The organism is Desulfobacter curvatus DSM 3379 (assembly GCF_000373985.1).
Taxonomy (GTDB): domain Bacteria; phylum Desulfobacterota; class Desulfobacteria; order Desulfobacterales; family Desulfobacteraceae; genus Desulfobacter; species Desulfobacter curvatus.
Genome location: NZ_KB893052.1, coordinates 35,883 through 59,396 on the forward strand (window position 1 = coordinate 35,883; position 23,514 = coordinate 59,396).

The 23,514-nt window shown below is 46.8% G+C and carries 16 protein-coding genes, 2 pseudogenes and 1 riboswitch; of the genes and pseudogenes, 11 read left to right on the forward strand and 7 right to left on the reverse strand.

The window, feature by feature from the left end; all coding sequences use genetic code 11:
- Window positions 1-173 precede the first annotated feature (173 nt).
- Window positions 174-354, reverse strand: a riboswitch (cobalamin riboswitch).
- 111 nt (window positions 355-465) lie between these two features.
- The 3 genes and pseudogenes from B147_RS28185 to B147_RS32895 form a co-directional block, all read right to left on the reverse strand.
- Window positions 466-2,352 carry a response regulator gene (locus B147_RS28185; RefSeq protein ID WP_020587265.1) on the reverse strand — a complete coding sequence of 629 codons (1,887 nt, stop codon included), beginning with the start codon at window positions 2,350-2,352 and terminating at the stop codon, window positions 466-468.
- Between the two features lie 443 nt (window positions 2,353-2,795).
- Window positions 2,796-4,754 carry a pyruvate kinase gene (locus tag B147_RS28190; RefSeq protein WP_085931434.1) on the reverse strand — a complete coding sequence of 653 codons (1,959 nt, stop codon included), beginning with the start codon at window positions 4,752-4,754 and terminating at the stop codon, window positions 2,796-2,798.
- A gap of 693 nt (window positions 4,755-5,447) precedes the next feature.
- A pseudogene (locus tag B147_RS32895) lies at window positions 5,448-5,564 on the reverse strand (IS200/IS605 family transposase); the annotation flags it as partial.
- Window positions 5,565-6,046: 482 nt separating this feature from the next.
- Here B147_RS32895 and B147_RS0111090 point away from each other — a divergent pair.
- The 9 genes from B147_RS0111090 (at window position 6,047) to B147_RS28195 (ending at window position 16,197) form a co-directional block, all read left to right on the forward strand.
- A complete protein-coding gene (locus B147_RS0111090; protein ID WP_020587272.1) occupies window positions 6,047-6,703 on the forward strand; it encodes a hypothetical protein in 657 nt (218 codons plus the stop codon).
- Window positions 6,700-7,242 (forward strand): DUF2764 family protein, encoded by a 543-nt coding sequence (locus tag B147_RS0111095; RefSeq protein ID WP_020587273.1) that lies wholly within the window; start codon window positions 6,700-6,702, stop codon window positions 7,240-7,242. Before B147_RS0111090 ends, B147_RS0111095 begins: the two co-directional genes overlap by 4 nt.
- A 14-nt stretch (window positions 7,243-7,256) precedes the next feature.
- Window positions 7,257-9,131: a V-type ATP synthase subunit A gene (locus B147_RS0111100; RefSeq protein WP_020587274.1), complete on the forward strand. Its 1,875-nt coding sequence runs from the start codon at window positions 7,257-7,259 to the stop codon at window positions 9,129-9,131.
- Entirely contained in the window at window positions 9,112-10,413 is a 1,302-nt protein-coding gene (locus B147_RS0111105) for a V-type ATP synthase subunit B (RefSeq protein WP_020587275.1), read from the forward strand. The genes B147_RS0111100 and B147_RS0111105 overlap by 20 nt, the downstream gene beginning before the upstream one ends.
- 70 nt (window positions 10,414-10,483) lie before the next feature.
- Entirely contained in the window at window positions 10,484-11,086 is a 603-nt protein-coding gene (locus tag B147_RS0111110; protein ID WP_020587276.1) for a V-type ATP synthase subunit D, read from the forward strand.
- A complete protein-coding gene (locus B147_RS0111115; RefSeq protein ID WP_020587277.1) occupies window positions 11,083-12,900 on the forward strand; it encodes a V-type ATP synthase subunit I in 1,818 nt (605 codons plus the stop codon). The genes B147_RS0111110 and B147_RS0111115 overlap by 4 nt, the downstream gene beginning before the upstream one ends.
- 26 nt (window positions 12,901-12,926) lie before the next feature.
- Complete coding sequence (locus B147_RS0111120) at window positions 12,927-13,370, forward strand: V-type ATP synthase subunit K (RefSeq protein WP_020587278.1); 444 nt, start codon at window positions 12,927-12,929, stop codon at window positions 13,368-13,370.
- Window positions 13,371-13,384: 14 nt separating this feature from the next.
- Complete coding sequence (locus tag B147_RS0111125; RefSeq protein WP_020587279.1) at window positions 13,385-14,878, forward strand: glycogen synthase; 1,494 nt, start codon at window positions 13,385-13,387, stop codon at window positions 14,876-14,878.
- 137 nt (window positions 14,879-15,015) lie between these two features.
- Window positions 15,016-16,197, forward strand: a complete 1,182-nt coding sequence (locus tag B147_RS28195) for an HD-GYP domain-containing protein (protein ID WP_020587280.1) — start codon at window positions 15,016-15,018, stop codon at window positions 16,195-16,197.
- A 386-nt stretch (window positions 16,198-16,583) separates the two neighbouring features.
- Here B147_RS28195 and B147_RS0111140 read toward each other — a convergent pair whose 3' ends face one another.
- The gene (locus B147_RS0111140; RefSeq protein WP_020587282.1) at window positions 16,584-18,152 is read right to left on the reverse strand and encodes a sigma-54 interaction domain-containing protein; all 1,569 of its coding nucleotides are present in this window, start codon (window positions 18,150-18,152) and stop codon (window positions 16,584-16,586) included.
- Window positions 18,153-18,388: 236 nt separating this feature from the next.
- Between B147_RS0111140 and B147_RS0111145 the strand changes: the two genes are divergently transcribed.
- A complete protein-coding gene (locus B147_RS0111145; protein ID WP_020587283.1) occupies window positions 18,389-18,742 on the forward strand; it encodes a hypothetical protein in 354 nt (117 codons plus the stop codon).
- Window positions 18,743-19,198: 456 nt separating this feature from the next.
- Here B147_RS0111145 and B147_RS0111155 read toward each other — a convergent pair whose 3' ends face one another.
- From B147_RS0111155 to B147_RS0111165, 3 genes are all read right to left on the reverse strand, one after another.
- Window positions 19,199-19,801: a hypothetical protein gene (locus tag B147_RS0111155; protein WP_020587285.1), complete on the reverse strand. Its 603-nt coding sequence runs from the start codon at window positions 19,799-19,801 to the stop codon at window positions 19,199-19,201.
- Between the two features lie 140 nt (window positions 19,802-19,941).
- Window positions 19,942-21,975: a protein-arginine deiminase family protein gene (locus B147_RS0111160; RefSeq protein ID WP_020587286.1), complete on the reverse strand. Its 2,034-nt coding sequence runs from the start codon at window positions 21,973-21,975 to the stop codon at window positions 19,942-19,944.
- 4 nt (window positions 21,976-21,979) lie between these two features.
- Window positions 21,980-22,747 (reverse strand): hypothetical protein, encoded by a 768-nt coding sequence (locus B147_RS0111165; RefSeq protein ID WP_020587287.1) that lies wholly within the window; start codon window positions 22,745-22,747, stop codon window positions 21,980-21,982.
- Between the two features lie 625 nt (window positions 22,748-23,372).
- On the opposite strand from B147_RS0111165, the pseudogene B147_RS31755 reads away from it, so the two are divergent.
- Window positions 23,373-23,514, forward strand: a pseudogene (locus tag B147_RS31755) (IS1380 family transposase); the annotation flags it as partial.

Sequence of the window (23,514 nt, forward strand, 5' to 3'; positions counted from 1 at the left end):
TGGAGATAGAAACGAATTTCACCCGTCTTGCATAGCTACGGCTTTGGGTCCGGAATCAGTAATTACTTAATTTTACTTAAAATAAAAAACCCCAGACCCTTTAGTTAAAAGATTGATCTGGGATTCCCTGGTTTTTTCCGCAGTCATGGTATATCAGCCTTGTCCTCGGGCGATATAAAATACATTCCCAGGCAGATATTCTGACTTTCGGATCACCCTAATAGCTGCGCCTTCCCAACATTCAGTCAGTGGCTAAATTGCAGCGTTCGTCCTCGAATACAGCGGCGGGCCCGTCCCTGATTCTCACAGGGTTCCCTTTTAAGCGCTATTGGCACCTGAAAACTGGCTGGACTATTCTCTATAACATTAAAAATGTCAATATTTTTTGAAAATTAACCGGAAGATACCGGATAATTTTAGAAATATAATAAAAGGACACGAGCACCGGCATGACACCGGTAAGTGCTACGCCTGCTTTTTTTTCGGAGAGAGCCCTTTTTTATGAGTAAAGGTTTTCATCTGGTCCTGTGAAGCGGTGACCCACTTTTCCACCATGATCATCAGTTTTTGCGGGGTGATGGGCTTGGACAGATAGTCATCCATACCGGCATCCAGGCATCTTTCCCGGTCCTCTTTCATTGCACTGGCTGTGAGTGCCACAATGGGCAGATCAGGGTTGGGAATATCCGGATCCGAGCGGATGATCCTTGTGGCTTCGAGCCCGTCCAGTTCCGGCATATGCATATCCATAAACACTATATCGTAAGGAAACTCACGTACGGCTGCCACGGCTTCTTTGCCGTTGTCGGCTATATCCGCATCATAGCCCATCTTATTCAGAGACATGACGGCCACCTTCTGATTGACCGGGTTGTCTTCCGCCACCAGGATCCTGACCTCTCTTTCCGGGTCCACCGAACAGCTGTGCCGTCCGACCAGTACCGCACCCTGATCCGGTGAATCGTCTGATGTATAACCGGGCACGCAGCACCGGGCGATACAGTGAAAAAGGTCCTGCCGCTTGATGGGCTTAACCAGGAAGGCGCTAAAACCTGTGGCTTTCATTTTTGCCCTGTCTCTTCTCTGCTCCCGGGTGGCCATCAGGACCATGTGAGTATCCTTGAAGGCAGGATCGGCCTTTATCTGCTGTCCCAGGATATCTCCCGTCATTTCAGGCATCATGTAATCAATGATGATGATACTAAACGGCAGGTTTCCCTCCGCAGCTGTCCTGATCCGGGACAGTGCCTGGCTACCGCTTTCCGCCAGGGCACATCGGCACCCCCATTTTTTCAGATATGCGCTGAGCAGGCGGCGGTTGGTGGTATTATCATCCACCACCAGCACATGGTTCCGGGCAACTGCTTCCTGTGCCACGGCTGTATCCTTATATTGGTACGGCTGCCGGGGCATCGGCAGGGTAAACCAGAACACAGCGCCTTGAGCCTTGTTACAATCCACACCAATCTCACCGTCCATCAGGTCCACCAACTGCTTTGATATGGCCAGCCCTAAACCGGTGCCGCCGTGTTTTCTCGTGGTGGAGGCGTCCAACTGGGAAAATGCCTTGAACAAATTTTCCGCACACTCAGGAGAAATGCCGGGCCCCATGTCTTGTACCGATATTCTTATCCAGGCCGTTTCTCCGGTCTCATGAATCCGTTCTACTGAAAGTGAAATGCTGCCTTTGGAGGTAAACTTGACGGCATTGTTGATCAGGTTGATCATAATCTGTTTGATCCGGCCGGGATCCCCTTTGACCAGGGAGGGAACCTCAGGCTGGATATAGTAAGCCAGTTCAAGACGTTTGCTTTCCGCGTGGAGGCTCATGACCTCCGTGGTCTCTTCAATCAAATCCCTGAGGTTGAAATCCAGTACTTCCACCTCCATTTTTCCGGCTTCAATTTTTGAAAAATCGAGAATGTCGTTGATAATGCTCAGCCTGATCAGCCGTTGATGCAGTTGAAATTTGAGCACCTGGAGGCGGCGGGTCTGTTTTTCGATTTCATCAAGCTTGTAAAGGATCAGAGTACGGTCAGCCTCTGCCTGGAGGCCCTCATCAATCAGGGACTGGGTCAGGCTGATGATTTTTGATTCCAGCTCCTGCACACTGTGTGTGCGGTTTTCAAACACGGGCATTTGATCGCGAATAGCCGCCACCGCAGATACAGCATCATCTGCGGCAAGTGTCCAGATCCGGGTGCGGGTGGTGATGGATGGACCGGTATCGGAGACCCGGACCGCGACAATGAGACTGCCGTCCCGCAATGTGATAACCAGGCGGCCCAATTCAAGGTCCCGTCGCTCCTCCCTGGAGAATATATCCTGCAGAAGCTCCCATTGGCCAACCATATCCTTTGAGACCACCTTATACCGGCCCAGGATCCATTGCAGCTGGGCGGGTACGGGACTGAACTCGAAGTGATCTGAAATGGCCAGGTATTTTTTTCCATTTCAAACACCTTGTTCCTCAGGGTAACCAGCACATCGTCCTTGATCCGCATCAATGAGTCGGTCTGGACACTGATCTGCTTTTGTGTGCGCCAGTTGCTGTAGATCAAAACCCCCATGCAGATATTCACGCTCAAAACAAGGCCAAGGCACAATTTGACGCCCACCGTCATAAATTTCCGGTACCCGGTGCCCATCCAGTCAATAATGCGGAATAATCCGAAGCAAGACAGCTTGGAAATGGCCATACGGCATGTCCCAGTCTCATTAGTTTAAAATTTTATAATACTAAAAATGCTTCCAGGATTGGGTTAGTTTTGCGTTATGATAAAAATTCATTTTTTCTATGACGGAGATCTAAGGAGACTGTCAACCATTTCCAGCCGCCGGAACATGGCGCGTTTTTTTACTTGATGCGCATGCATGCGGCTGAGGATATCCCGGAGACAACGGACTGTTCCGACGATATTAGGTCCCTTGTTGAGCATGACACATTCGGCACGGGCACTCATGGCGGCATCGGAAATTTCCGCTCTGGACGGCAATCCTCTTTTAGATAGTCCCTCAAGCACCTGGGTGGCCCATATGACCGGCATGTGCGCTGCTTCACACATCCACAGAATCTCTTCCTGCACCTCGGCAAGCCTCTCCCAACCGCATTCCACAGCAAGGTCGCCGCGGGCAATCATTACGCCGGATGCAGGACTGCGCAGCGCCATGGTCAGCAACATGGGAAGATTGTCAACTGCCTGCCGATTCTCAATTTTCAGCACAATACCGATATCTGTCCGGTTCAATCGACGTAATTCCTGCTCCAGATGTTCAACATCCTCTTTACGTCTGACAAAGGAATAATTAACGATGTCCGCATGCCGGGCGATAAACTCAAGATCTTCAATGTCCTTTGCGGTCAGGGCGGGTAAATGCAGTTCCGTGTCCGGCAGATTGATTCCCTTATCCGATTGCAGGCGGGCCCCCTGCTCCTGGGCTCTGGTGATTTCGGCAACCAGGTGGGTTTCGGCTGTTTTTACGATAACCCCGGCAATCTTTCCATCATCAAAAAGAATACGATGACCCACCTGCATGTCTTTAAATATTTCAGGAAGCGTACACCCGATGCTGGGACGATTCAAAAGTTTGCCCTGTTCGTTATAACTGGCCGGACGGCCGGGAATATCGGTATTGGTCACGGTAAGCAGGTCGCCTTTACGGAGGACAATGGAACGCTGAGAGGCCGGCACATCAGCCACTGTGAATTTTTTTTCTGTTTTTCTTTTCTTGTCCCCGGACTTAAGATACATCTGTGTTCCGGGAATGACATATGCCGTGCTGTTGGATTCAGCCCACAAACCATGATCGTTTTCAGCAGTGACGGCAAGCGCCCGGTTCCGTCCTCTGGCATCTTTAAAGCGCAATCTGTCTCCCGGTTTCAGGGTTGACAAAAGCGTGCCGGCAGCAGGAAGAAGCACGGTATCCGAATCTTGCGGGAAAAGGTCAGCCTCATCCACAGATGTCCCGGAAAAGGAGATCCTGATTCGCGCTGGCAGAATCACACGTCCCAGTGCATCCCGTTTGGGTTTCCATCGAAGCACCTTGGGACCGGATTCAATTTCACCGGTGCGCATTTTGGGGCCGCCCAGATCCATGGCCACACGGCAATGCCGCCCCAGTTCCCGCTCTGCTTTTCTCAAGTTATCAATCATGGCCAGCCAGACACCCCGGTCGTCGTGGGCACAGTTCACCCGCATGATATTCATGCCGGCATCCACAAGGTCGCGCACAAGACTGTAATCGTCTGCAGCAGTGGCAGGCATGGTGACCATGATAGCCGGCCCAATGGCTTCCGGTGGATCTCCAAGAAGCTTCCGGGTATTTTTCTCGATACAATGCCGGCCGCTGGAAAACGTAACCGGCTTAGCCGCTTCAGCGAGCAATGCCACCTCTTTTCCCGTTATTTCCTGCATGACGGACAATACCGAATCAATAGTGGCAATAACACTTGATTCACAGCGTCCAAGCGAAGAGAGCCCCAATCGGGCAAGTTTCAATTGCAGGGTAGAGATATCGCGGCTGCGTAATACAATATAGTGCAGCAGATTACGTATACTGGGCTGCCTTTCAGAAGGAATCGCTTTGAGCTGTTCAGCATAAGCGGATTCTTTTTCGAGCATCTCGGAACGGATCTGGCTTAACTCCGTGATAACCTCGTCTATCTGGTCGCTTTGCCAGCGACTTCGCTCTGTCAGACTCGTGCGGTTACTAAAGTACCTGGGGGTGCCCCTCCCATCCTTTTCTGTGCTCATATGATCGTCTCCATACATATTCATCCAGCTCTTAAGACGAAACCGGTTTTTCTGTCAACCTGCATAAATAAGTTTAACAAAAGCCTAAAATAAGGCACCGGTGGAGAGATAAAGATTTTTCAGTTTCTCAGTAAAATGTAGCCGTTTAATTGGTTATCGCTCGTACTTAGATCTAATACTCTTTTAATATTTTTCTAACACAACTCATGTAATTGATAATCATAGAAGATTTTAAAAAAAATGGCTTTGCCCTTTTTTAACGCCACAGGGAGGACGGACTTGACCATCAATCGACTGACTTCTTTTGCAGCTTCGTCAGCAAAGGAATGCTGCAGGCTCACCCTTTCCTCATATGCAGTTAGTCCATAAAAATAAGGGTATTATGGCTAAACTATTTAAACGAAAGATAGACGGGGAAGACATAGTGCTATTAAAACAGTATAGAATCAAGTGCCTCCATAACAAAATCAAGCATTATAGTGGTCTTTTGATTGCTGCCGGAGGGATAATAGCAAGTGTTTTTTTCGATCTCCCTATTATAGGAGTGGTATCTTTTAGTATTATTCCTGTAACCTTGGTGCTGTTCATATTTTCCAAATTATAATTATACTAAACAACCACCGGCTACAAGCCGGTGGGTTTAAACTCGCGGACTGAAAGTCCAGCGAGACCAGCTAATGCCGGTTGAAGGAGCTACTCAATATCAAAATGATCGTTAGGGTCTTTTTCAAAATGATGCTCAAGATACTCCTGAATCATATCTTTTGTCATTTCTCCAGAGGTTATGCAAAAATAGCCCCGTGCCGTAAAGAGCTTTGGGAGTAAAATTCAGACCTTGAAGTGTCACGACTGTTCCTCCAAGTAAGGAGTCCTGAAGTTTTTGCTCAAATGCCTTTGATGATCCCGATAAAATTCTGTTCTTTTGCTATCATAAATCCATTCCTTATAGCAAGCGCACCGTATCCGGTGTTTATATCATACAGCACCATATATGGTATTAAATTATGCCATATATGGTGCTTCACACATAAAGATTCCTACTTATCAAGGTATTATGATGTTGGTATAAATTTGGCAACTCCCAAGTATAGTTATCCCTTGAAGAAACTAAACGGTAAAGGTTGAGTTATGAAAAGAGTACACCGATTTTTACAGGAAGCGCATAACTAATGAAAGAAACAGCCAGAAGCCTGACAGAGGTGATCATAGTTCGTGTTCACAGTATCAGTGATACTCATGCCGTCCATGCCATTTTGAAAGAGATATAGATTCAGACGGGAATTATTTAAAATATGAAAGAACAAACTGAGGTTAACCTTGATTCCCTCATAAAAAGGCTTCAGGAAGAGGGAATAAAGAGAGCCGAAACCCTGGCTGAAGAAATCATCCGCAAGGCGGAAGATAGAGCCTCTCTTATCCTGAAGCAAGCCGGACAGGAGGCTCAAAAAATGATGGAGAAAGCAAAGGATGAAATAGCCCAGAGAGAAAGCACGTTCCGGAAAAACCTTGAACAGGCAGCGCGTGACGTCATGATCGGGGTCAAGACATCAATATTGGGTACGTTTTACGCCCTCCTGCAACAGGAATGTAAAGTAACCCTGTCCGAAACCACAACGTTTGAGGCGCTGTTTCTGGCAATCTTTGACGGGTTGAACAAAGGAAAAGAGGCCACCGGGGAATTTGAGATATGGGTCAGCAATGAAGACAGGGATGCCATATTTTCATTTTTACTTACCGCATTCAAGGGGAAGATGAAAACAGGCATTGACGTGAAGGCAAAGCCGGATATTGGGGCAGGATTTAAAATCGGGGTGAAGGATGAACATATATATTATGACCTCACCGATGAAGGCGTTGCCGCTCTCATCTCAGAGTATGTCACCCCCGAGCTTGAAAACCTGCTTGCGGGTGCCGGAATGAAAAAAAAGAGACCCGGTGATCAAAAATGAGGCGTGCCTATTATTATACCCTTGCCTCTTTGCCATCTCTTTTTTTTGCTTCCCCGCTGCCGTTAACCATAAAGGATTTTTTTTCACAGTGCCGGTTTGAACTCACTTCAAAAGATTTTGCCATTCTTCAGTCCGCACAACTTTCTCCCAGTGATTATGCGCCGCTGCCCTTTCTTAAAAAGTGGTATAGCCGGGAGCGGCAGATACGCAATGAACTTGTCCGGCTCAGGGCCCGGAAACTGGGCTGGGATGCCGGCAGATACCGGCGTAAAGGGGAGGAGGATGGGGAACGTGCTGTGAAATTTGCCCGGGATATCTTTTCAATGGATTCACCCGGTACTGCGGAAAAGCGCCTGGACCAGGAAAGATGGAACTATCTGAGCGAAATGGAATCAAATCATTATTTTGATCTTGAAAAACTGATCAGTTACGCTTTGAAGCTGAAAATAAATGAAAAGATATTAGGTCTTGATCCCCAAAAAGGATGGGAGAAACAAGAAGCGATTCTTGCCCGTCTACCCGACCACATTAATCTGTAAATTCTGGGTGTACCATGAAACGTACCGGTAAAATATACGGCATAAATAAGAATCTGATCACTGTTGAGTTTGAGGATAATGTCCTGCAGAACGAGATCGGCTATGCACGGATAGGCGAAAGCCACATTCGGCTCAAGGCGGAAATCATCAGAATAAAAGGAAACAAGGCCGATCTTCAGGTCTTTGAAGAGACCCGGGGGCTGCGGCAGGGGGATCTTGTGGAATTTACGGGAAGCCTTTTGTCGGCAGAACTTGGGCCTGGCCTTTTGGGGCAGTTTTTTGACGGCATGCAGAATCCCCTGGAGAAACTTGCCGGCAAATTCGGCGAATTTCTTGAAAGGGGGGAATATTTGCCCCCCCTTGACGAGGACCGGCTGTGGCAATTCACACCTGTTGTAGAAAAAGGCGAAACAGTGCAGGCCGGAGACACGCTTGGAACCGTTCCCGAGGGCATCATCATCCATAAAATCATGGTGCCGTTTTATCTGAAGGGAAGATATGAAATTGCAACCGTCTCCCCTCCCATGGCGTATCATATCAAAGACACCGTAGCCGTTTTAAAGGATCAGAAAGGAGACACCCACCCCGTCACCATGACGTTTCAATGGCCCGTTAAAAAGACTGTGAAGATCTATGAAGAGCGCCTGGAGCCGCATGAGCCTTTAATCACCCAGATCCGTATCATAGACACCCTTTTTCCGGTTGCCAAAGGAGGGACTTATTGTACGCCAGGTCCTTTTGGGGCGGGAAAAACCGTTCTGCAGCAGATAACCAGCCGGAATGCCCAAGCCGATATTGTCATCATAGCAGCTTGTGGTGAACGGGCCGGTGAAATCGTGGAAACCATCAATGAGTTCCCGAAACTTATTGATCCCAGGACGGGAAGATCCCTTCTGGAAAGAACGATCATTGTGGGCAATACCAGCTCCATGCCGGTGGCGGCCCGTGAATCCTCAATTTACACGGCTGTAACCATGGCAGAATATTACAGGCAGATGGGATATGATGTGATTTTGCTTGCAGATTCCACATCCCGCTGGGCCCAGGCCATGCGGGAAAGATCCGGCCGGCTTGAGGAGATACCGGGAGAAGAAGCTTTTCCAGCTTATCTTGAGTCCATTGTCGCAAATTTTTATGAACGTGCTGGAAGGGTGCGCATGAGGGACGGCAGTATCGGTTCCATCACCATCGGCGGCACGGTAAGCCCTGCCGGCGGCAATTTTGATGAACCTGTGACCCAGGCGACATTGAAGGCTGTGGGGGCTTTTCACGCCCTGTCCAGGGAGAGGTCGGATGCCCGCAGATATCCGGCCATAGATCCTCTGGAAAGCTGGAGCAAATATACCGGTGTGATTGAAAAAGATGCCGGCAAGAAAATAATCAGACTGTTGAACCGGGCATATGAAATCTCACAAATGATGAAAGTGGTGGGAGAAGAAGGCACTCCCATGGATGACTTTGTACTTTATTTAAAAGGTGAATTTTTTGACAGCGTCTATCTGCAGCAAAATGCCTTTGACCCCATTGACGGTGCAACATCACGGGAGCGGCAATTGAACTCCTTTGGCATTATGGAAAACATCATCAATACCCGGGTGACATTTAAGAATAAGGACCAAGCCAGATCGGTCTTCAGCAGACTTCGCTCCCTTTTCATAGAGTATAACACCTCTCAATGGGAAAGTGAGGAGATGGAAACTTATACCTGTCAAATTACAAATTACCTGGATGAATACCGGCAGGAAAACAGAGAGGACGAATTCATGCTCCATGAAAAACCCTTTATGGAAAATCATCTGGATTCCACATTTGCACGCTCCAAAGAATTTAAGAATTTAAATGACGGAATTCCCGTGCATAGGGAGGACGATGCTGAAAATACACAATAAAATTATTCAGATATCAGGCAATGTTATTGTCCTGAATGCCCGAAATATCACATACGGAGAGCTGGCAGTCATCTCTTCAAAGGAGCAGACATCCCTTGCAGAAGTCATACGGATCGATGGAGACCGGATTTATCTTCAAGTGTTTGCCGGCAGCAGCGGCATCTCCACCAATGATGAGGTCCGTTTCACAGGCGCTCCCATGAGGACCTCTTTTTCAGAAAATCTTCTTGGAAGGGTGTTTAATGGTATCGGGAAACCCAGGGACAACGGTCCTGATCTCAGGGAAAATCCGGTGGACGTCGGGGGACCCACGGTAAACCCTGCAAAGCGGATTGTGCCCTCCAGGATGATACATACCGGAATCCCCATGATTGATCTCTTTAATTCCCTGGTTGAGTCCCAGAAGATTTCAATCTTCACCACCTCAGGAGAGCCGTATAATGAACTGCTGGTAAGGATCGCCATGCAGGCGGAGGTTGACATCATTGTCCTTGGCGGCATGGGCCTGCGGTTTGACGACTATCTGTTTTTCAGACACACCCTTGCCGAACATGGGGCGTTGAACCGGTCTGTTCTTTATATCCATACAGCCGCAGACCCCACGGTTGAATGTCTCACGGTGCCGGACCTGTGCCTTGCGGTGTCTGAACGGTTTGCCCTTGAGGGCAAAAAAGTCCTGGTCCTGTTGACGGATATGAAAAATTTTTGTGACTCCCTCAAGGAAATCGCCATTATCATGGAGCAGGTGCCCTCCAACAGGGGCTATCCCGGAGATCTTTACAGTCAGCTGGCATGCCGGTACGAAAAAGCAGTGGATTTCAAAGATGCCGGTTCCGTGACCATTCTTTCGGTGACCACCATGCCCGGAAATGATGTCACCCATCCTGTGCCCGATAATACCGGGTACATCACCGAAGGGCAATATTACCTGAACAACGGCCGTATAGAACCCTTTGGCTCTTTGAGCCGGTTAAAACAGCTTGTCAACAAAAATACCCGGGAAGACCATAGAGCCCTGATGGACAATATGGTGCAGCTCTATGCCGATTATCAGGAGACACTGGAAAAACGCGCCATGGGATTTCGCATGTCATCATGGGATGAAAAGCTTTTAAAATACGGCACTGCCTTTGAAGCTCAATTAATGGATCTTTCGGTGAATATCCATTTGTTTGAGGCCCTCGACAGGGGGTGGCAGATTCTGGCCGATTGTTTTGCGCCTAATGAAACAGGCCTTAAAAAAGAACTGGTTACCCGGTTCTGGCCCGGGGCGAAAAAATAACATGACGGGTTTGATCCGTCTCTGGTCATTGGGCCCCCATCCCCGGCCCATGGGAGGCCGGAGCTAAAAAATGAAAAAAATCAAACTGACAAAACCTGAGCTGAAAAAGCAAAAGGACAGCCTGAAACGATTTCAGAGATATCTGCCCACGTTGCAGATAAAAAAACAGCTTCTGCAGCTTGAGATGGGAAGGATATTAAGAGATATCAAAGAGATAAATGGGGGAATCTCCGGGATAAAAGACAGTATGAAATCTTGGGCCGGGTATCTTGCCCAAGAGATAGATCTTTCTCAATTATTGGTTATTGATGGGATTGAGATAAAAAAGGTCAATGTCACAGGCGTGGATATTCCCATGTTTGTGGCGGCACAGATACATATTGAAGAATATGATCTTTTTGAATATCCCCTGTGGGTGGACAAGGCATTGGAAACGCTACAGGCGATTGTGATCCTGACCGCCCGGCGCATCATCCTTGAGGAGCAGTTTCGTCTGCTTTCAGTGGAACTTCAAATCACTTCCCAACGTGTAAATCTTTTTGAAAAGGTGAAAATTCCGGAAGCAGAAAACGCCATAAAAAAAATATCCATCCACATGGCAGAGCAGATGGCAACCGCAGTGGGCTGGGCACGCATCGCAAGAAAGAAAATTCAGGCGCAGGAGGGCAAATGATAGAGCCCATGAAAAAAATCACCCTGCTGGCCGGTGCTTTGTGGGAAGATGAAACCTTGAATGCCCTGAGAGAAACAGGGATTTTCCACATCCGGCCGCCAGAAAATGCCGGCCCCCCTGATGTGACTATAAAAAAGGACGTGACCGTAAAAAACAGGCTGTGGAATAATATTTTGTTGATTCAGGAGGCGCTTGCTCTCATCCCCCAGACAGTGAAAGCGCAACCCTGTAAAGGAGATGAAGACGGAACTGCCCTGGCCCGGGAGTTGTGCAGTAAAATCAAAGAAACATCCTCCCTGGAAGCGGATATTCAGGAATTGGAAAAGGCGTATGAGGACCAAAAGGTATGGGGGCAATTTGATCCCCATGACATTGACCAGTTGAAAAATCACTCAATTTTCATCCGCCTTTTTAAGGCCCGTAAAAAAGAGCTGGGGCAGCTTCCCGCTGATATTGCAAGTGTGGTTATCCATACCCGGGGTGCAATGGTATATTTTGCGGTTGTGACCTGTCATGAGCCGCCCTGCCCCATTCCTTTCCATGAAATCAGTATGCCAAAGCAGAGCCTTTCCCATTTAGCGCATATGCTTGAACAAAAAAGAGAAGCGCTTGAAACCATCCAAAAAAGAATTTTAGAACTTTATGGTACTGCCCCATATATGACTCGTTCTCTGAACGAATTTAAATCGCTTTTAGCCTATGAGAATGCGCGGAACGCCATAGTCAGAAAAAAAGACATTATATATCTGCAAGGGTATTGTCCCACCTGCTTTATCGGGAAGCTCAAAGAACGTGCAGATATTGAAAAATGGGGGATTGTGATTGAAAATCCAGGACCGGAAGAAACAGTTCCCTCTCTGGTCCGGTATTCAAAACTGACCCGTCTTTTCAGGCCGGTCATGGCATTCATAGGGGTTCTGCCCGGATATCGGGAATATGATGCCAATGGGCCTTTCCTGTTTTTTTTCACCTTGTTTTTCGCGATGATAATAGGTGACGCAGGCTATGGGTTCATGATACTGGCTGCCACGTTTTTCCATGCAAAACGCTCTGCCGCGCCTCACAAGGATCTCATTCCCCTTTTGTATCTGCTCTCTTTATCCACCATGGTCTGGGGCGCGTTGACCGGCAGCTGGTTCGGCGTGGAAGCCCTAAGAAATTTACCTTTATTTAAAGCCATGATAATTCCTTGCATGGACACGTTCTCCGGCACAAGCCAGCCTTTTATCATACATCTGTGTTTTCTCATCGGCGCTGTCCAGCTCTCCTTTGCCCATTGCCGGCGCATTCTCAATATTTTTCCCCATATCAGATTCCTGGCGGAAACAGGCTGGTTCTTTTTAATATGGGCAATTTATTTCATTGTTCGTGTTCTTGTGCTCAATCAGCCTTTTTCTCCATTGGGGTATTATTGCCTTATTGCGGCACTCTTCCTTATCATCTGTTTCGGGCAACAGAAAGAGGACGGTTTTTTCAAAGGGCTGGCAAGGAGTATGGTCCGGCTGCCCCTGGATATCATTACATGGATAGGCAACCTTTCCGATCTTGTTTCCTATGTGCGGCTCTTTGCCGTGGGCATGTCCACAAAAGAGGTAGCTGTGGCCTTTAACAATATGGCTTTTAATATCGGTTTTGACACGCTGCCGGGGATGTCTGTGGCGGTTCTCGTCCTTTTGGGCGGCCACTCGGTGAATCTTCTTCTGGGTGCCATGGCCATCCTGGTTCATGGCATTCGCCTCAATTTACTGGAATTTTCAAAGCATTTGAATATCGAATGGTCAGGGATGCCCTATGACCCCTTCCGGGAACCGTAACCATAAAAATCAAAAGGAGAATATACATGGAATTTCTAAACAGTATTGGTGACACCGGTTTTGTTCTTGTTCTTTTTGCTGCTGCCGTTGGCTCGGCGTTCGGCACGATGGCCGCGGGTATGGGAGCACTCGGTGCATGGAAAAAATGCTATCAGCAGAATAAAACAGCTCCATTTATCCTGGTGACCTTTGTGGGAGCGCCCCTGTCCCAGACAATTTACGGTATGATTTTAATGAACGCTTTAATAGCGGCGCCTTCCACCGTGTCCGGTATTGTAAAACTCACTGTGGGGCTGGCCGGTGGAATTGCAATGGGCCTTTCGGCCTGGTTGCAGGGCAGAGCCGGCGCCATGGCTTCAGATGCATTGGCTGAAACACAAAAAGGGTTTGGTAATTATATGATGGTGCTCGGCATTATTGAAACCGTGGCCCTCTTTGTCATGGTTTTCCTGATGACCGGTTTGAAATAAGGAAGGAGGTGCTTATGCCTGATAGAGCAAGAATTCTTATCGTCACCCCGGAGGTGACTTATCTTCCTGAAGAAATGGGATCATGCGCAGGTTACTCCGCCAAGGCTGGCGGATTGGCCGATGTTTCAGCGGCCCTGATCAGTGCCCTGTTTGATCTGAACTGCGATGTCCATGTCGCCATACCTGATTATCGTTCCATCTATCATGCTTATTCCACCCAAAAGCATGACCTGGAGGTGGAAAAAATCAGGCAATGCCTGAACGAGAAGCGGATTCATTTTGCCGCGGACCGGGCGTTTCTTTATAAAGAAAAAGTATATTCCGGTAGTTATAAAACAAATCTAAAGGTGTCCCTGGCATTTCAACGGGAGGTTATCAATAATATCATTCCCAGGGTAAAACCGGACATTATCCACTGCAACGACTGGATGACAGGCCTGATCCCGGCCATGGCAAGGCAGTATGGAGTTCCCTGCCTGTTTTCCATTCACAATATCCATACCATGACCTCCACCATGGCTGAGATAGAGGACCGGGGGATTGACGCCGCTTCCTTCTGGCAATGGCTTTATTTTAAACGGCCGCCTGAAAGTTATGAGGAAAGCCGGGAAGTTAACCGGGTGGATTTTCTTTGCTCCGGCGTGTTTTCATCCCATTATGTTAATACAGTCAGCCCGACGTTTTTGCAGGAGATCGTTGAAAACAGGCATCCTTTTGTGGAACCCAGGCTTCAGGCCGAACTTGCTCACAAATGGGAGGCCGGCTGTGCTGCGGGTATTTTGAATGCGCCGGAGCCAGAATTTAACCCGGCAGTGGATGAAATGATCCGGTTTAATTACGGCCCGAAAAATCACTGCGGGATGAAACAGAAAAACAAGGCTTTTCTCCAGAAAGCCGTCGGCCTTGAACAAAATCCGGATGCCCCTTTATTTTTCTGGCCTTCACGCCTGGATCCGGTCCAAAAAGGATGCCAGCTGCTGGCCCAGATCATGTACGAAACCATATCACGCTACTGGGAGACCGGGATTCAGATTGTCTCGGTGGCAGACGGAGAATATTATAAGCACTTTAAAGATATTGCCGGATTCCACGACTTAAGGCATCGAATAAGCGTTCTAAGGTTTGACGAACAATTTTCCCACCAGGCATTTGCCGGAAGTGATTTTGTTTTCATGCCCTCTTCCTTTGAACCTTGCGGCCTTCCCCAAATCATCGGGGCCATTTACGGTACCCTGCCCATTGTATTTGACACAGGCGGCCTCCATGACACGGTAAGGCCCCTTGACACAGAAAGCGCCTGCGGCAACGGTTTTGTTTTCACCGTATACGATGCCTGGGGACTGAGCTGTGCGGTTGACAGGGCCATGGACTTTTTTGCCCTTGATCCGGATGAAAGAGAAGTCCAGATCCGGCGGATCATGATTGAATCTGTCATGGAATTCAACCACAGCCGTTGTGCTGAAAGCTATATTGGCCTGTATGAAAAAATGCTTAAAAGGGCTTTTTAAAAGCTTAGAGCCGTCCAACTGCTGATAAAACTATTGATCATTCTATGAAAAACGGCACTGTCAGTAAAAAATTACTCTCTATCTTCTTTTGGCGCATAACGGGTTGCACGATCTTACTACTTCTATTTTGGGGAGGGGTGGTCTATATCTATCAAACCCGCCAAATTAAACAGGAGTTGTTTCTGCAAGCGAAAAAAGCAGGCCGTAGCTTTATTGAAGAGCGAATCCGGCCTTTAAGTAAAAAGGACTCCAGGCTTTTTGAGCATATAATTAATCTATTACACCAAAAGCTAACCCACTTTCGTGTTGTGATGCTGGATGTTTACGATACAAGCAAGCGTGACATCTTTCACTATGTCAGCGAGCCGGACTTTCCGGCTGTAAGTAAGGGAAAAAAAATTTTGGGGAAGGTGTTTTCCCTGGTCGATGATGAGGAATATATTTTCATTGAGTTTCAGGATGATCTTTATCTCCGGATTTTCAGCCCGCTTTATCATGACCAAACACTGCTCGGGTTTATGGACATCATGGTTGAGGTTGATCCGAATATATTGGCTCGATTAAAGAAAACACGGACCATGGCATTGATAATGACCATCAGTACTATATTGACTATGACTATAGTCTTCTATCCGCTGACCTACAATTTCTACCGAAAGCTTCAGGGAATCAGTCGTGAATTGCGTGAGAGCCACCTTCACACCATTCTTGCCCTTGGCAACGCTATTGCCAAACGGGACAGCGATACCGATGAACATAACTACCGGGTCACCTACTATAGTCTCTGCTTGGCTGAGCATGTAAAAATGTCCCCGGCATCCATCCGAACCCTTGTTAAAGGCGCTTTTCTTCATGATGTGGGAAAAATCGGGATCAGTGATAATATTCTACTCAAGCACGGCAAACTCACGGAAGAAGAGTTCAAAGTGATGCAGACCCACGTGGAATTGGGAGGGCAGATCGTCAAAGATATTCGCTGGCTGGCAGACGCCAGGGAAGTCATCCTGTTTCACCATGAAAGATATGACGGCAGTGGATACCCTTTGGGTACGGCCGGAGAACAGATACCACTGACAGCTCGAATTTTTGCAGTGGTGGATGTATTTGATGCTCTCACCTCCCAGCGCCCTTATAAGCAAGCATTTTCTTATGGGGATGCCATTAAAATTTTGACCAAAGAGTCACAGGGATTTGATCCAAAAATACTGAATGCTTTTATAAAAATCTCTAAAGTGATTTACAATGAGACTGCCCCCGCTGGTAAGATGGAATTGATAAAACGCATAGAGGTAAAACTTTTCCATTATTTCGAGAACTAATGCTTTTTTATATGCCAGAATTGCCTCGCCATGGAGCTGGCTCTGGTCGGATTGGAATGGCTTTATATCCGCAGGATAAAGAAGGAAGCCTGTTTCAAATACCCTATATATGACCAAGGCCGGGAATAGCCCGATGACCAGGACGATGGGATTCAAAGAGGAAGCGGGGCCATGGAGACTGTCCGTCGGTGGGGAGAATCCCGTGGTCATGTGGGTGTGGGTGTTGGACTGCACCCGGCCTTGGTCGAAGCAAGCGTCGTAATAATATCTTGTGCATACAGTCTATATTCAAATATAGCAAAATGCATGCCTGAGAAACTAAAGTTAAAGCACTATAGCGATTTTATGGTATTAATCTTCGAATCATGCCGGGACCAGTTGATTTTTTACCGGCCCTTTCTTGCCTTTCCATAGATTACGCCTAACTTACGCATCCGATTGCGCAGCGTGCTGGGGGGTAATCCCAACAGAGAGGCTGCGCCGTGATCCCCCTGGATTTTTCCGTTGGTCAGATTGAGAACGGACTCGATATGATTTTTCATGGCTGCATCCATCTTCAAAACCGGGGGGGAGGCCAATGAGACAGCTGGTGCGGCAACGTTTTGACCGGAAGAGCGGTCTGGTTCATCAAAGCGCAGATATTTTTCCCCCGGATTGGCCGAACTTCGGATCAATGCCCGTTCCACAATATTTTCCAATTCCCTGACATTGCCGGGCCAATGGTATTTTTGAAGCTTTTCCATACACCCCGGTTCCAGCTTATTCGTTACGAGAAAATTCATCTCTTTTGATTTCCGGAGTACAAAAAAATTGATCAAGGCTGGGATATCCATCTTCCTATGCCGTAGGGGCGGGATGGTAATAGGAAATACATTCAGCCGGAACCAAAGATCTTCCCTGAATGTTCCTTTGCGGACCATTGCAGGCAAATCCCGGTGGGTGGCGGTAATGATACGGATATCCACGGGAACCGGACGGGCTCCTCCAATCCGCTCAATTTCCCGCATCTGGAGGACACGCAAAAGCCTGACCTGGACTTTAAAGGGAAGCTCACCGATTTCATCCAGGAAGATTGTTCCGCCGTGGGCCCTTTCAAAGCATCCGCGTCTTTGCTTGACCGCACCGGTAAATGCCCCTTTTTCATGGCCGAATAATTCGCTGTCCACAAGGGATTCGGGAATTGCCCCGCAGTTGACCTTAATGAACGGACCATTCGATCTTGCAGACGTGTGGTGAATGGTGTTGGCAATCACTTCCTTTCCAACACCTGTTTCCCCAAGCAACAATACTTGACTGGAAAGGGGGGCAACCTGTCTGACCATCTCCATGACATCCCGAAGGCCAAAGTCTTTCCCGATGATCTCGTCTCCGACTGCTTTTGACATCTGCCTTGTTAAATACCTGTTGTCATCGGCCAATATCTCTTTCAGGCGAATCACTTCCTGGTGTTTCTGTGCATTTGCCATGGCAATCGCAAACGGTCCCCTTAACAGGCTGAACAATTCGAGATCATGCCTTGAGTACCTATTATATCCCTTTGCGACCAAGGCTACGAGGCCCATTTTTTCTTCCCCCACTTTCAGCAGGGAGAATATATAGGATACTTCCTTTTTTCCCAAAGCCTCCCAGCCAATTTTACCCACCGGATCTTCCCAGGGATTATTAATAATAAAATTGGAATGCATGGGGTCTTCTTTTTCAAGGTTCTTAAAGTGAGTGATGGCTTCCGATGTCAATGGCAGGGTTTTCATGTTCAGGGCCAATTCCGGATCTGCAACGATTGAGAGCGCCTCTGAGATTTTGGCTTCCAGATTATAAAGCGCCATGATTAAAGCGTTTGTCGGAATGATTTTTTCAATGAACGCATAACAGTCGGAGAGCATTGCATCCAGATTGAGGTTGCCACAAATCCGCATGGTTGCCTGGTAAAAAAAATCCTGTTCTTTTGATGTCATAAATCCCTCCTTTAACAAGAGCCCCATATCCGGTGTTTTATATCATAAGACACCATATATGGCATAAAATTATGCCTTATACGGTGCCATACACCTAAAAAGGCCTGCTCACAAGGGTATTACGATATTGGTATGAATTTGGCAACGCCCAAGTATAGTTATGACTTGAAAAGACTAACAGTAAAGGTTTGGTTATGAAAAGGGCACACCGGTTTTTACAGGAGAGCGCATAAACAATGAAAGAAACAGCCGAAAACCAGACAGAGATGATTATAGTTCGTGTATACAATATTGGTGATACTCATGCCGTCCATGACATTTTGAAAGAGATATCCGAACTTTCCAAGAGAAAGGAAAACCGCCACCGTGCTATTTTTCTTTGCAAAAATGAACATGTGGAAAGTGACTGGGCGGTATGTTTTCAAAATTCGGCAATAGAGGAGCACAGGAAATCAGTCCTGGCAACCTATGTGGCAGAAATGCTCCGCAGTGTGGGGCTCGTAAACCATACGGTATGGAAACTCTATGATGCCCGGGATGACCAGGCCGTTGAGGAATTAATTAAAACCGGTCCTAAAAATTATTATTAAAGGATCTGAATATAAAACAGATGGTTACTTTTCCTGTGGAAGAGGGACAGAAGGTCCAAAAAGGGGAACTTATCGCTCGCATCGACCCAAGAGATTTTGGAACAAATATCAAAGAAATTACAAGTACTCTTTCGGGAAAAAAACAAAACCCTGCATAAAGTGGCTACTATTTTTTGCTTGGATGACTTATTACTACCGCCGGTTGCTATGTTTTTGAAAATCCACCCGCATAGCTCAAAAGATTTTAGCTCATTCACGGTATATAAGGGCATGGAAATTTGCCTGGTTCCGCATGTGGTTCAACGTTCAAAAGTTCTTTTTTTGTATAACGGTCACGGACCGTCCTTGGTCTATCTACCCCCAGGCTTCAGCCCACAACAAAGATAAAAAGAATCCAGTTACTTGCTGGAGACTTTCATATAAAAGCCGAGGCCAATTACCTTTGGCGTTATTGAGTTATTCCCCCATCTCGTACAAGGTGTTATCAATCACCTGAAGAATATGAACTGATTTTTCCGACAACTGCTGCATCTGGCCGGTGACCTCTTCTTTGGGAAGCTTTGCCAGGGTTTTTCCTGCAATCTGGCGAATGAGGCTGCTGTCTGTTCGTTCCAGCACCCATACCATAGGGTCAATTGACTGCACATCCGGGACAGCACCGATCATGTAAAAAAAGGTGATGACCTTCCAATCGGGCCAGGAGCTTTCAAATTTGAGGATCACTTCCCATGCAAGCGGTAGAACTGCGCTGCCATATTTTTCCTTGGCCCTTAATGCATAGGCGTCCCAAATTCTGGAAATGCCGACAACGGTTTTGCTCTCCATTTCAACATCGACTGCATCCAATTCCTTCAGGATTGACAAATACATGTCCCGGTGCTGTGACCAGCCGTTCAGGATGCCGGCATGGATTCGATCAGGCCACTGGGTACTTGATGCATTCGTTTTTATGACGTTTGTCAGCTCTTTTGGCTGATCCAGGAGCTCGTTCCTCATGGATTCATACGCCTGTGTGTTGATCCGGGTGAATATTTCAAACTGCCGGGAGATATCCATCATTACAAACTCCTTTGTAAAACTATGATTGGATGAATTGATCGTATTTTGCTGTGCATGTAAATTTACAGCAGGCATTTTCAGCAGGACTAATGACAACAATAATCCGATCAGAAAACAATGCTTAATTATCGAATAAATGCTCATATCCAATCCATTTCCCACCACCACTGGTCGTCGGGAGGTGTGCGCTGACTGTTGGTGCCACAGTGAATTTCCCCAAAAAGCATATGATAGGTTGTAAAGTCATCAATAAACTTAAAATCGTTTGGATAGTTGAGGCCTTCAGCTTTCAGCTTGGTTTTAATGTCCTCTTCGAATTGACATTTCCCACCCACAATCGGACCAAAGGGTTTGGGAATACAAAGCTTGACACTGCCGGCTGATTTGGTGACCACAAGCATGTTTACAACACCGGGAGTGTACGCCACATATCGTCCGCCGTCCTCCATGAACAATACAGGCAAGTGAACAAAGTCCGTATCTTCCAGGCCAAGCTCGGTTTTTAAAACTTTACGCAGGCCTTCAATATTTTTTTGAACATCGGTCTGCACCTTCTTAAAGTTGGCATCCTTTGTGATATCGTCGACAGTATCGAATTTGTATTTGGCATCAACGTTGGCTTGTGTCGTGCCGGAGGGAAAATCAATGCCCTGCAATAATTTTGCAGTACCGGCATTTTTATTCACGATATCCATGGCCACCTTGGTGCTTGCCAGCAGCACCTTGTATTTGTTACCCGGCAGTGGCAGAAAAGAGAATACTTCGTCCACATGCCCGACGATCAACCAGTCTGTATCTACTTCAAAAGGCTCCTGGACTTTTTGTTTTTCCAAAAATTCACGGACCTTTTTTTCCATAGTACGGCTCCCGCCGCCGCCATAGACGATACGTCCGAATTTGTATTCCCGTTTGGTGGTTTTGTGGGTAAAAGGCGGTGAGCATTCCAGATTGCCGAATGAATCCAGAGAGTTACCCATCCCCGGGGGAGCTGCCTGGAGAAAACCATATCCAGGCCCGAGCAGTTCGTTTTTGGGATAACCATCAATCGGCCCCCACCCCATCCCGGGCCGGTCATTGAACGTACGCAGGGTTGCCGGCACATTCCATTTGTCTTTGGCCGAACTATTAGGCATACTTGCAAATCCCGGTTCCATGGCATCCTGCATCCACCGGTCTGTACCATAGACAGCCTTGGAAGCTGTTTCTATTGTGACACCGCTTGGTATCTCATTGGCTAACTTGCTACGGAAATTAACATTATCTGTAGTTTCAACCACATAAACTTTCGTTGTTACGTAGGCATGGTTGAACATCAGCCAGGGGGCAACCCTGACTTTGGCTTCTTCGGTATGTACGATAGTGCCTTTGTCGTCTATCAGGGAGAGTTTCAAAGTGATTATTCCATCAAACCCAACTTCCGGATAGGTGGTTGCTTCCATACACAGCTCGTGTTCGTCGGGCGTTAAATCTTTAATTTCATATGCCTTTTTTCCCGTATCAGGGCCTATTTTCTCTACACCCCCGTCAGCGCGTTTGTCAAATACCCGGATCTTTTTTTCATCAGATACTTCCAGTTTGGCTTTCCATCCGGCAGGGAACTTCTTTCCTTTGGGTTTTTTACGTAAAACCAGCGGTGCCAGGTCAGGCAGGTCAGTTGCCGTATCCACCTTCTGGTTTTTATTGTCTTCTTTTTTATCACTGTCTTCATCATCATTGTTGCAGAGGATCACAGCACCTTTTTTACCCTTACCCGGTTCCCATTTTTTATTATCCTCCCAGTCATTATCCACTTTCCCATCACGGTCGGCATCCACGTGCATGTGAAGTTCCAGAAGCTCAAGCTCAAGCGTGATCTCCTTTTTGCTGTTTTCGGCAAGTTCCACATTGGTCTCGGCAGAATCCGGGATGTGACCATCCTTACGTGCTTTTACCTCGTATTTGCCGGGGTTTATCTTTTCAAAGGTTGCTTTGCCGTCTTTTTGGGTTAATTTTGTACCAACACCTTTGATTTCAACGCTGGTATTATCAATCGGGCTTCCGTCAGACTCAAGTCTCACCAGAACAATCAACGTGGCAAGGGGACATTTAACTTTAACACAGTCCTTGGGGGCAGAAGCATTTTTGCCTTCACTTGGTTTTTTTTGATCTTTGGTGTTGCATCCTGAAAGGCACATGGTGTTATCCTTGCTCAAAGTATTTGAGAACGTGATCCAAATAGATAAAACTCCTGGCTTTAAGGCTTTCCGTTCTTTTATCCGGGTCACTGATTGAGGGATTATCCAAGGTTGCCGCTACCCATGGGAACTGGGGATCTTTCCAAACCCCGTGCCCAAAACCAAACATTAAACCGATAAACAAAGCAGTTCCGGAGTCATTGCCGGGCCAATACTCGCCGGCCTTGGCCATACCGCTTTTAATTAAATTTTCAAGAGCTTGTGTACCGTTATATTTACATTTTTCCGGATAAATATCTGTCATATGACGGATCATTTTGTTCTGGAATTCAGTGTTCACCGGCGGTGTGCTTTGTGAACGGAAATTACTGAGTTTTTTAAGCGCCCGGATTGCGTATTTATTGTCAGGACCTGCCACTGACTGCAAGTAATCCTGCATCTTTTCATAAAGGAAATCTGCCCGGTCCATCTGATCTTTGATCGCTGGGTCATTTAACGCTTTTTCTATCCAGGGATATTGGGGGTCTGTGTCAAAATAGCTGCCGAACATAAACATTGATTCAATATAAAACTGAACAGGACCGCGGTTGGTCAGATTGTACCTTTCCGCCCGTTTAAAACCCAGTCGCACAACTTTCCGCGTACCCTCTTCACCAATCGCATTATAGTGCGGCGGGGTAAATTTTTTAACATGCAGCACCATATCATCTTCAAAAGCATGTGCGGCAGCTGTCTTGAAAACTTGTAATTGGTCATCTCGAATTGTGATCATGATGATGTCCTAATGCCTTGCTTTTGTATATGTTATGCTGAGAACTTTTTTGCAATTATTATTGGGAAATCCGGAAAATGATGTTCTTTCCTGCTGTTCCACACAAAATAGTATTTTGCCACCGGAATTTCGAAGAGTCTTCGATTGACTTGTTCCGGCAAGAACTTCAAGGTTGCGTCTGGGATCGCCCCATGAGATCATGGTTTAATAATCAATATACACAGTTTTTAGATATTTACCAAAAAATAAAAAAAATATGAATATGGGGAATGTGGGAATATGGGAATATGGGGACAGGGAATATGGGGACACCTTAGGGAATATGGGGACACCTTACTTATTTATTGACAGGAATTATACTACATGCTTAACTCTATTTCATGGCACGAAGGGCAGTGGCACCGGGTTTTCCCCATCACATTACACAAAGGGGGGAATAGAAGGCAGCAGACATTTTTCAGCGATCAGGACTTTAAAGGCTATCTGGCTTTGATGGCGGAATGGTGTTTGAACTATAACCTAAAGAATGCAATCCATAAACAATAATTGTTGTAGAAATATTTTAAATTTATTGATTTTATAGTATGATATCATCATTTTGATTGCTTTAGATAGGAGCACCGATATGATGAGACGTTTCCATACCCAATTTACTGAAAAAAATCTGACGGGCAACGCTGGCTTGGTTAATCTTGGTAAATTCTCAGAAAAATTGGGTCTGCCCAAGATTTTGAGTGATCACCTAACAATCAAACGTGGAGATAGTG

Coding starts and splice junctions, on each gene's coding strand:
- B147_RS0111110 (WP_020587276.1), top strand. CDS start 10,484: ATGAAAAAAATCAAACTGACAAAACCTGAGCTGAAAAAGCAAAAGGAC.
- B147_RS28190 (WP_085931434.1), bottom strand. CDS start 4,754: ATGAGCACAGAAAAGGATGGGAGGGGCACCCCCAGGTACTTTAGTAAC.
- B147_RS0111100 (WP_020587274.1), top strand. CDS start 7,257: ATGAAACGTACCGGTAAAATATACGGCATAAATAAGAATCTGATCACT.
- B147_RS0111115 (WP_020587277.1), top strand. CDS start 11,083: ATGATAGAGCCCATGAAAAAAATCACCCTGCTGGCCGGTGCTTTGTGG.
- B147_RS0111120 (WP_020587278.1), top strand. CDS start 12,927: ATGGAATTTCTAAACAGTATTGGTGACACCGGTTTTGTTCTTGTTCTT.
- B147_RS0111095 (WP_020587273.1), top strand. CDS start 6,700: ATGAGGCGTGCCTATTATTATACCCTTGCCTCTTTGCCATCTCTTTTT.
- B147_RS0111145 (WP_020587283.1), top strand. CDS start 18,389: ATGAAAGAAACAGCCGAAAACCAGACAGAGATGATTATAGTTCGTGTA.
- B147_RS0111160 (WP_020587286.1), bottom strand. CDS start 21,975: ATGTGCCTTTCAGGATGCAACACCAAAGATCAAAAAAAACCAAGTGAA.
- B147_RS0111125 (WP_020587279.1), top strand. CDS start 13,385: ATGCCTGATAGAGCAAGAATTCTTATCGTCACCCCGGAGGTGACTTAT.
- B147_RS0111155 (WP_020587285.1), bottom strand. CDS start 19,801: ATGATGGATATCTCCCGGCAGTTTGAAATATTCACCCGGATCAACACA.
- B147_RS0111165 (WP_020587287.1), bottom strand. CDS start 22,747: ATGATCACAATTCGAGATGACCAATTACAAGTTTTCAAGACAGCTGCC.
- B147_RS0111140 (WP_020587282.1), bottom strand. CDS start 18,152: ATGACATCAAAAGAACAGGATTTTTTTTACCAGGCAACCATGCGGATT.
- B147_RS0111090 (WP_020587272.1), top strand. CDS start 6,047: ATGAAAGAACAAACTGAGGTTAACCTTGATTCCCTCATAAAAAGGCTT.
- B147_RS0111105 (WP_020587275.1), top strand. CDS start 9,112: ATGCTGAAAATACACAATAAAATTATTCAGATATCAGGCAATGTTATT.
- B147_RS28185 (WP_020587265.1), bottom strand. CDS start 2,352: ATGGTTGGCCAATGGGAGCTTCTGCAGGATATATTCTCCAGGGAGGAG.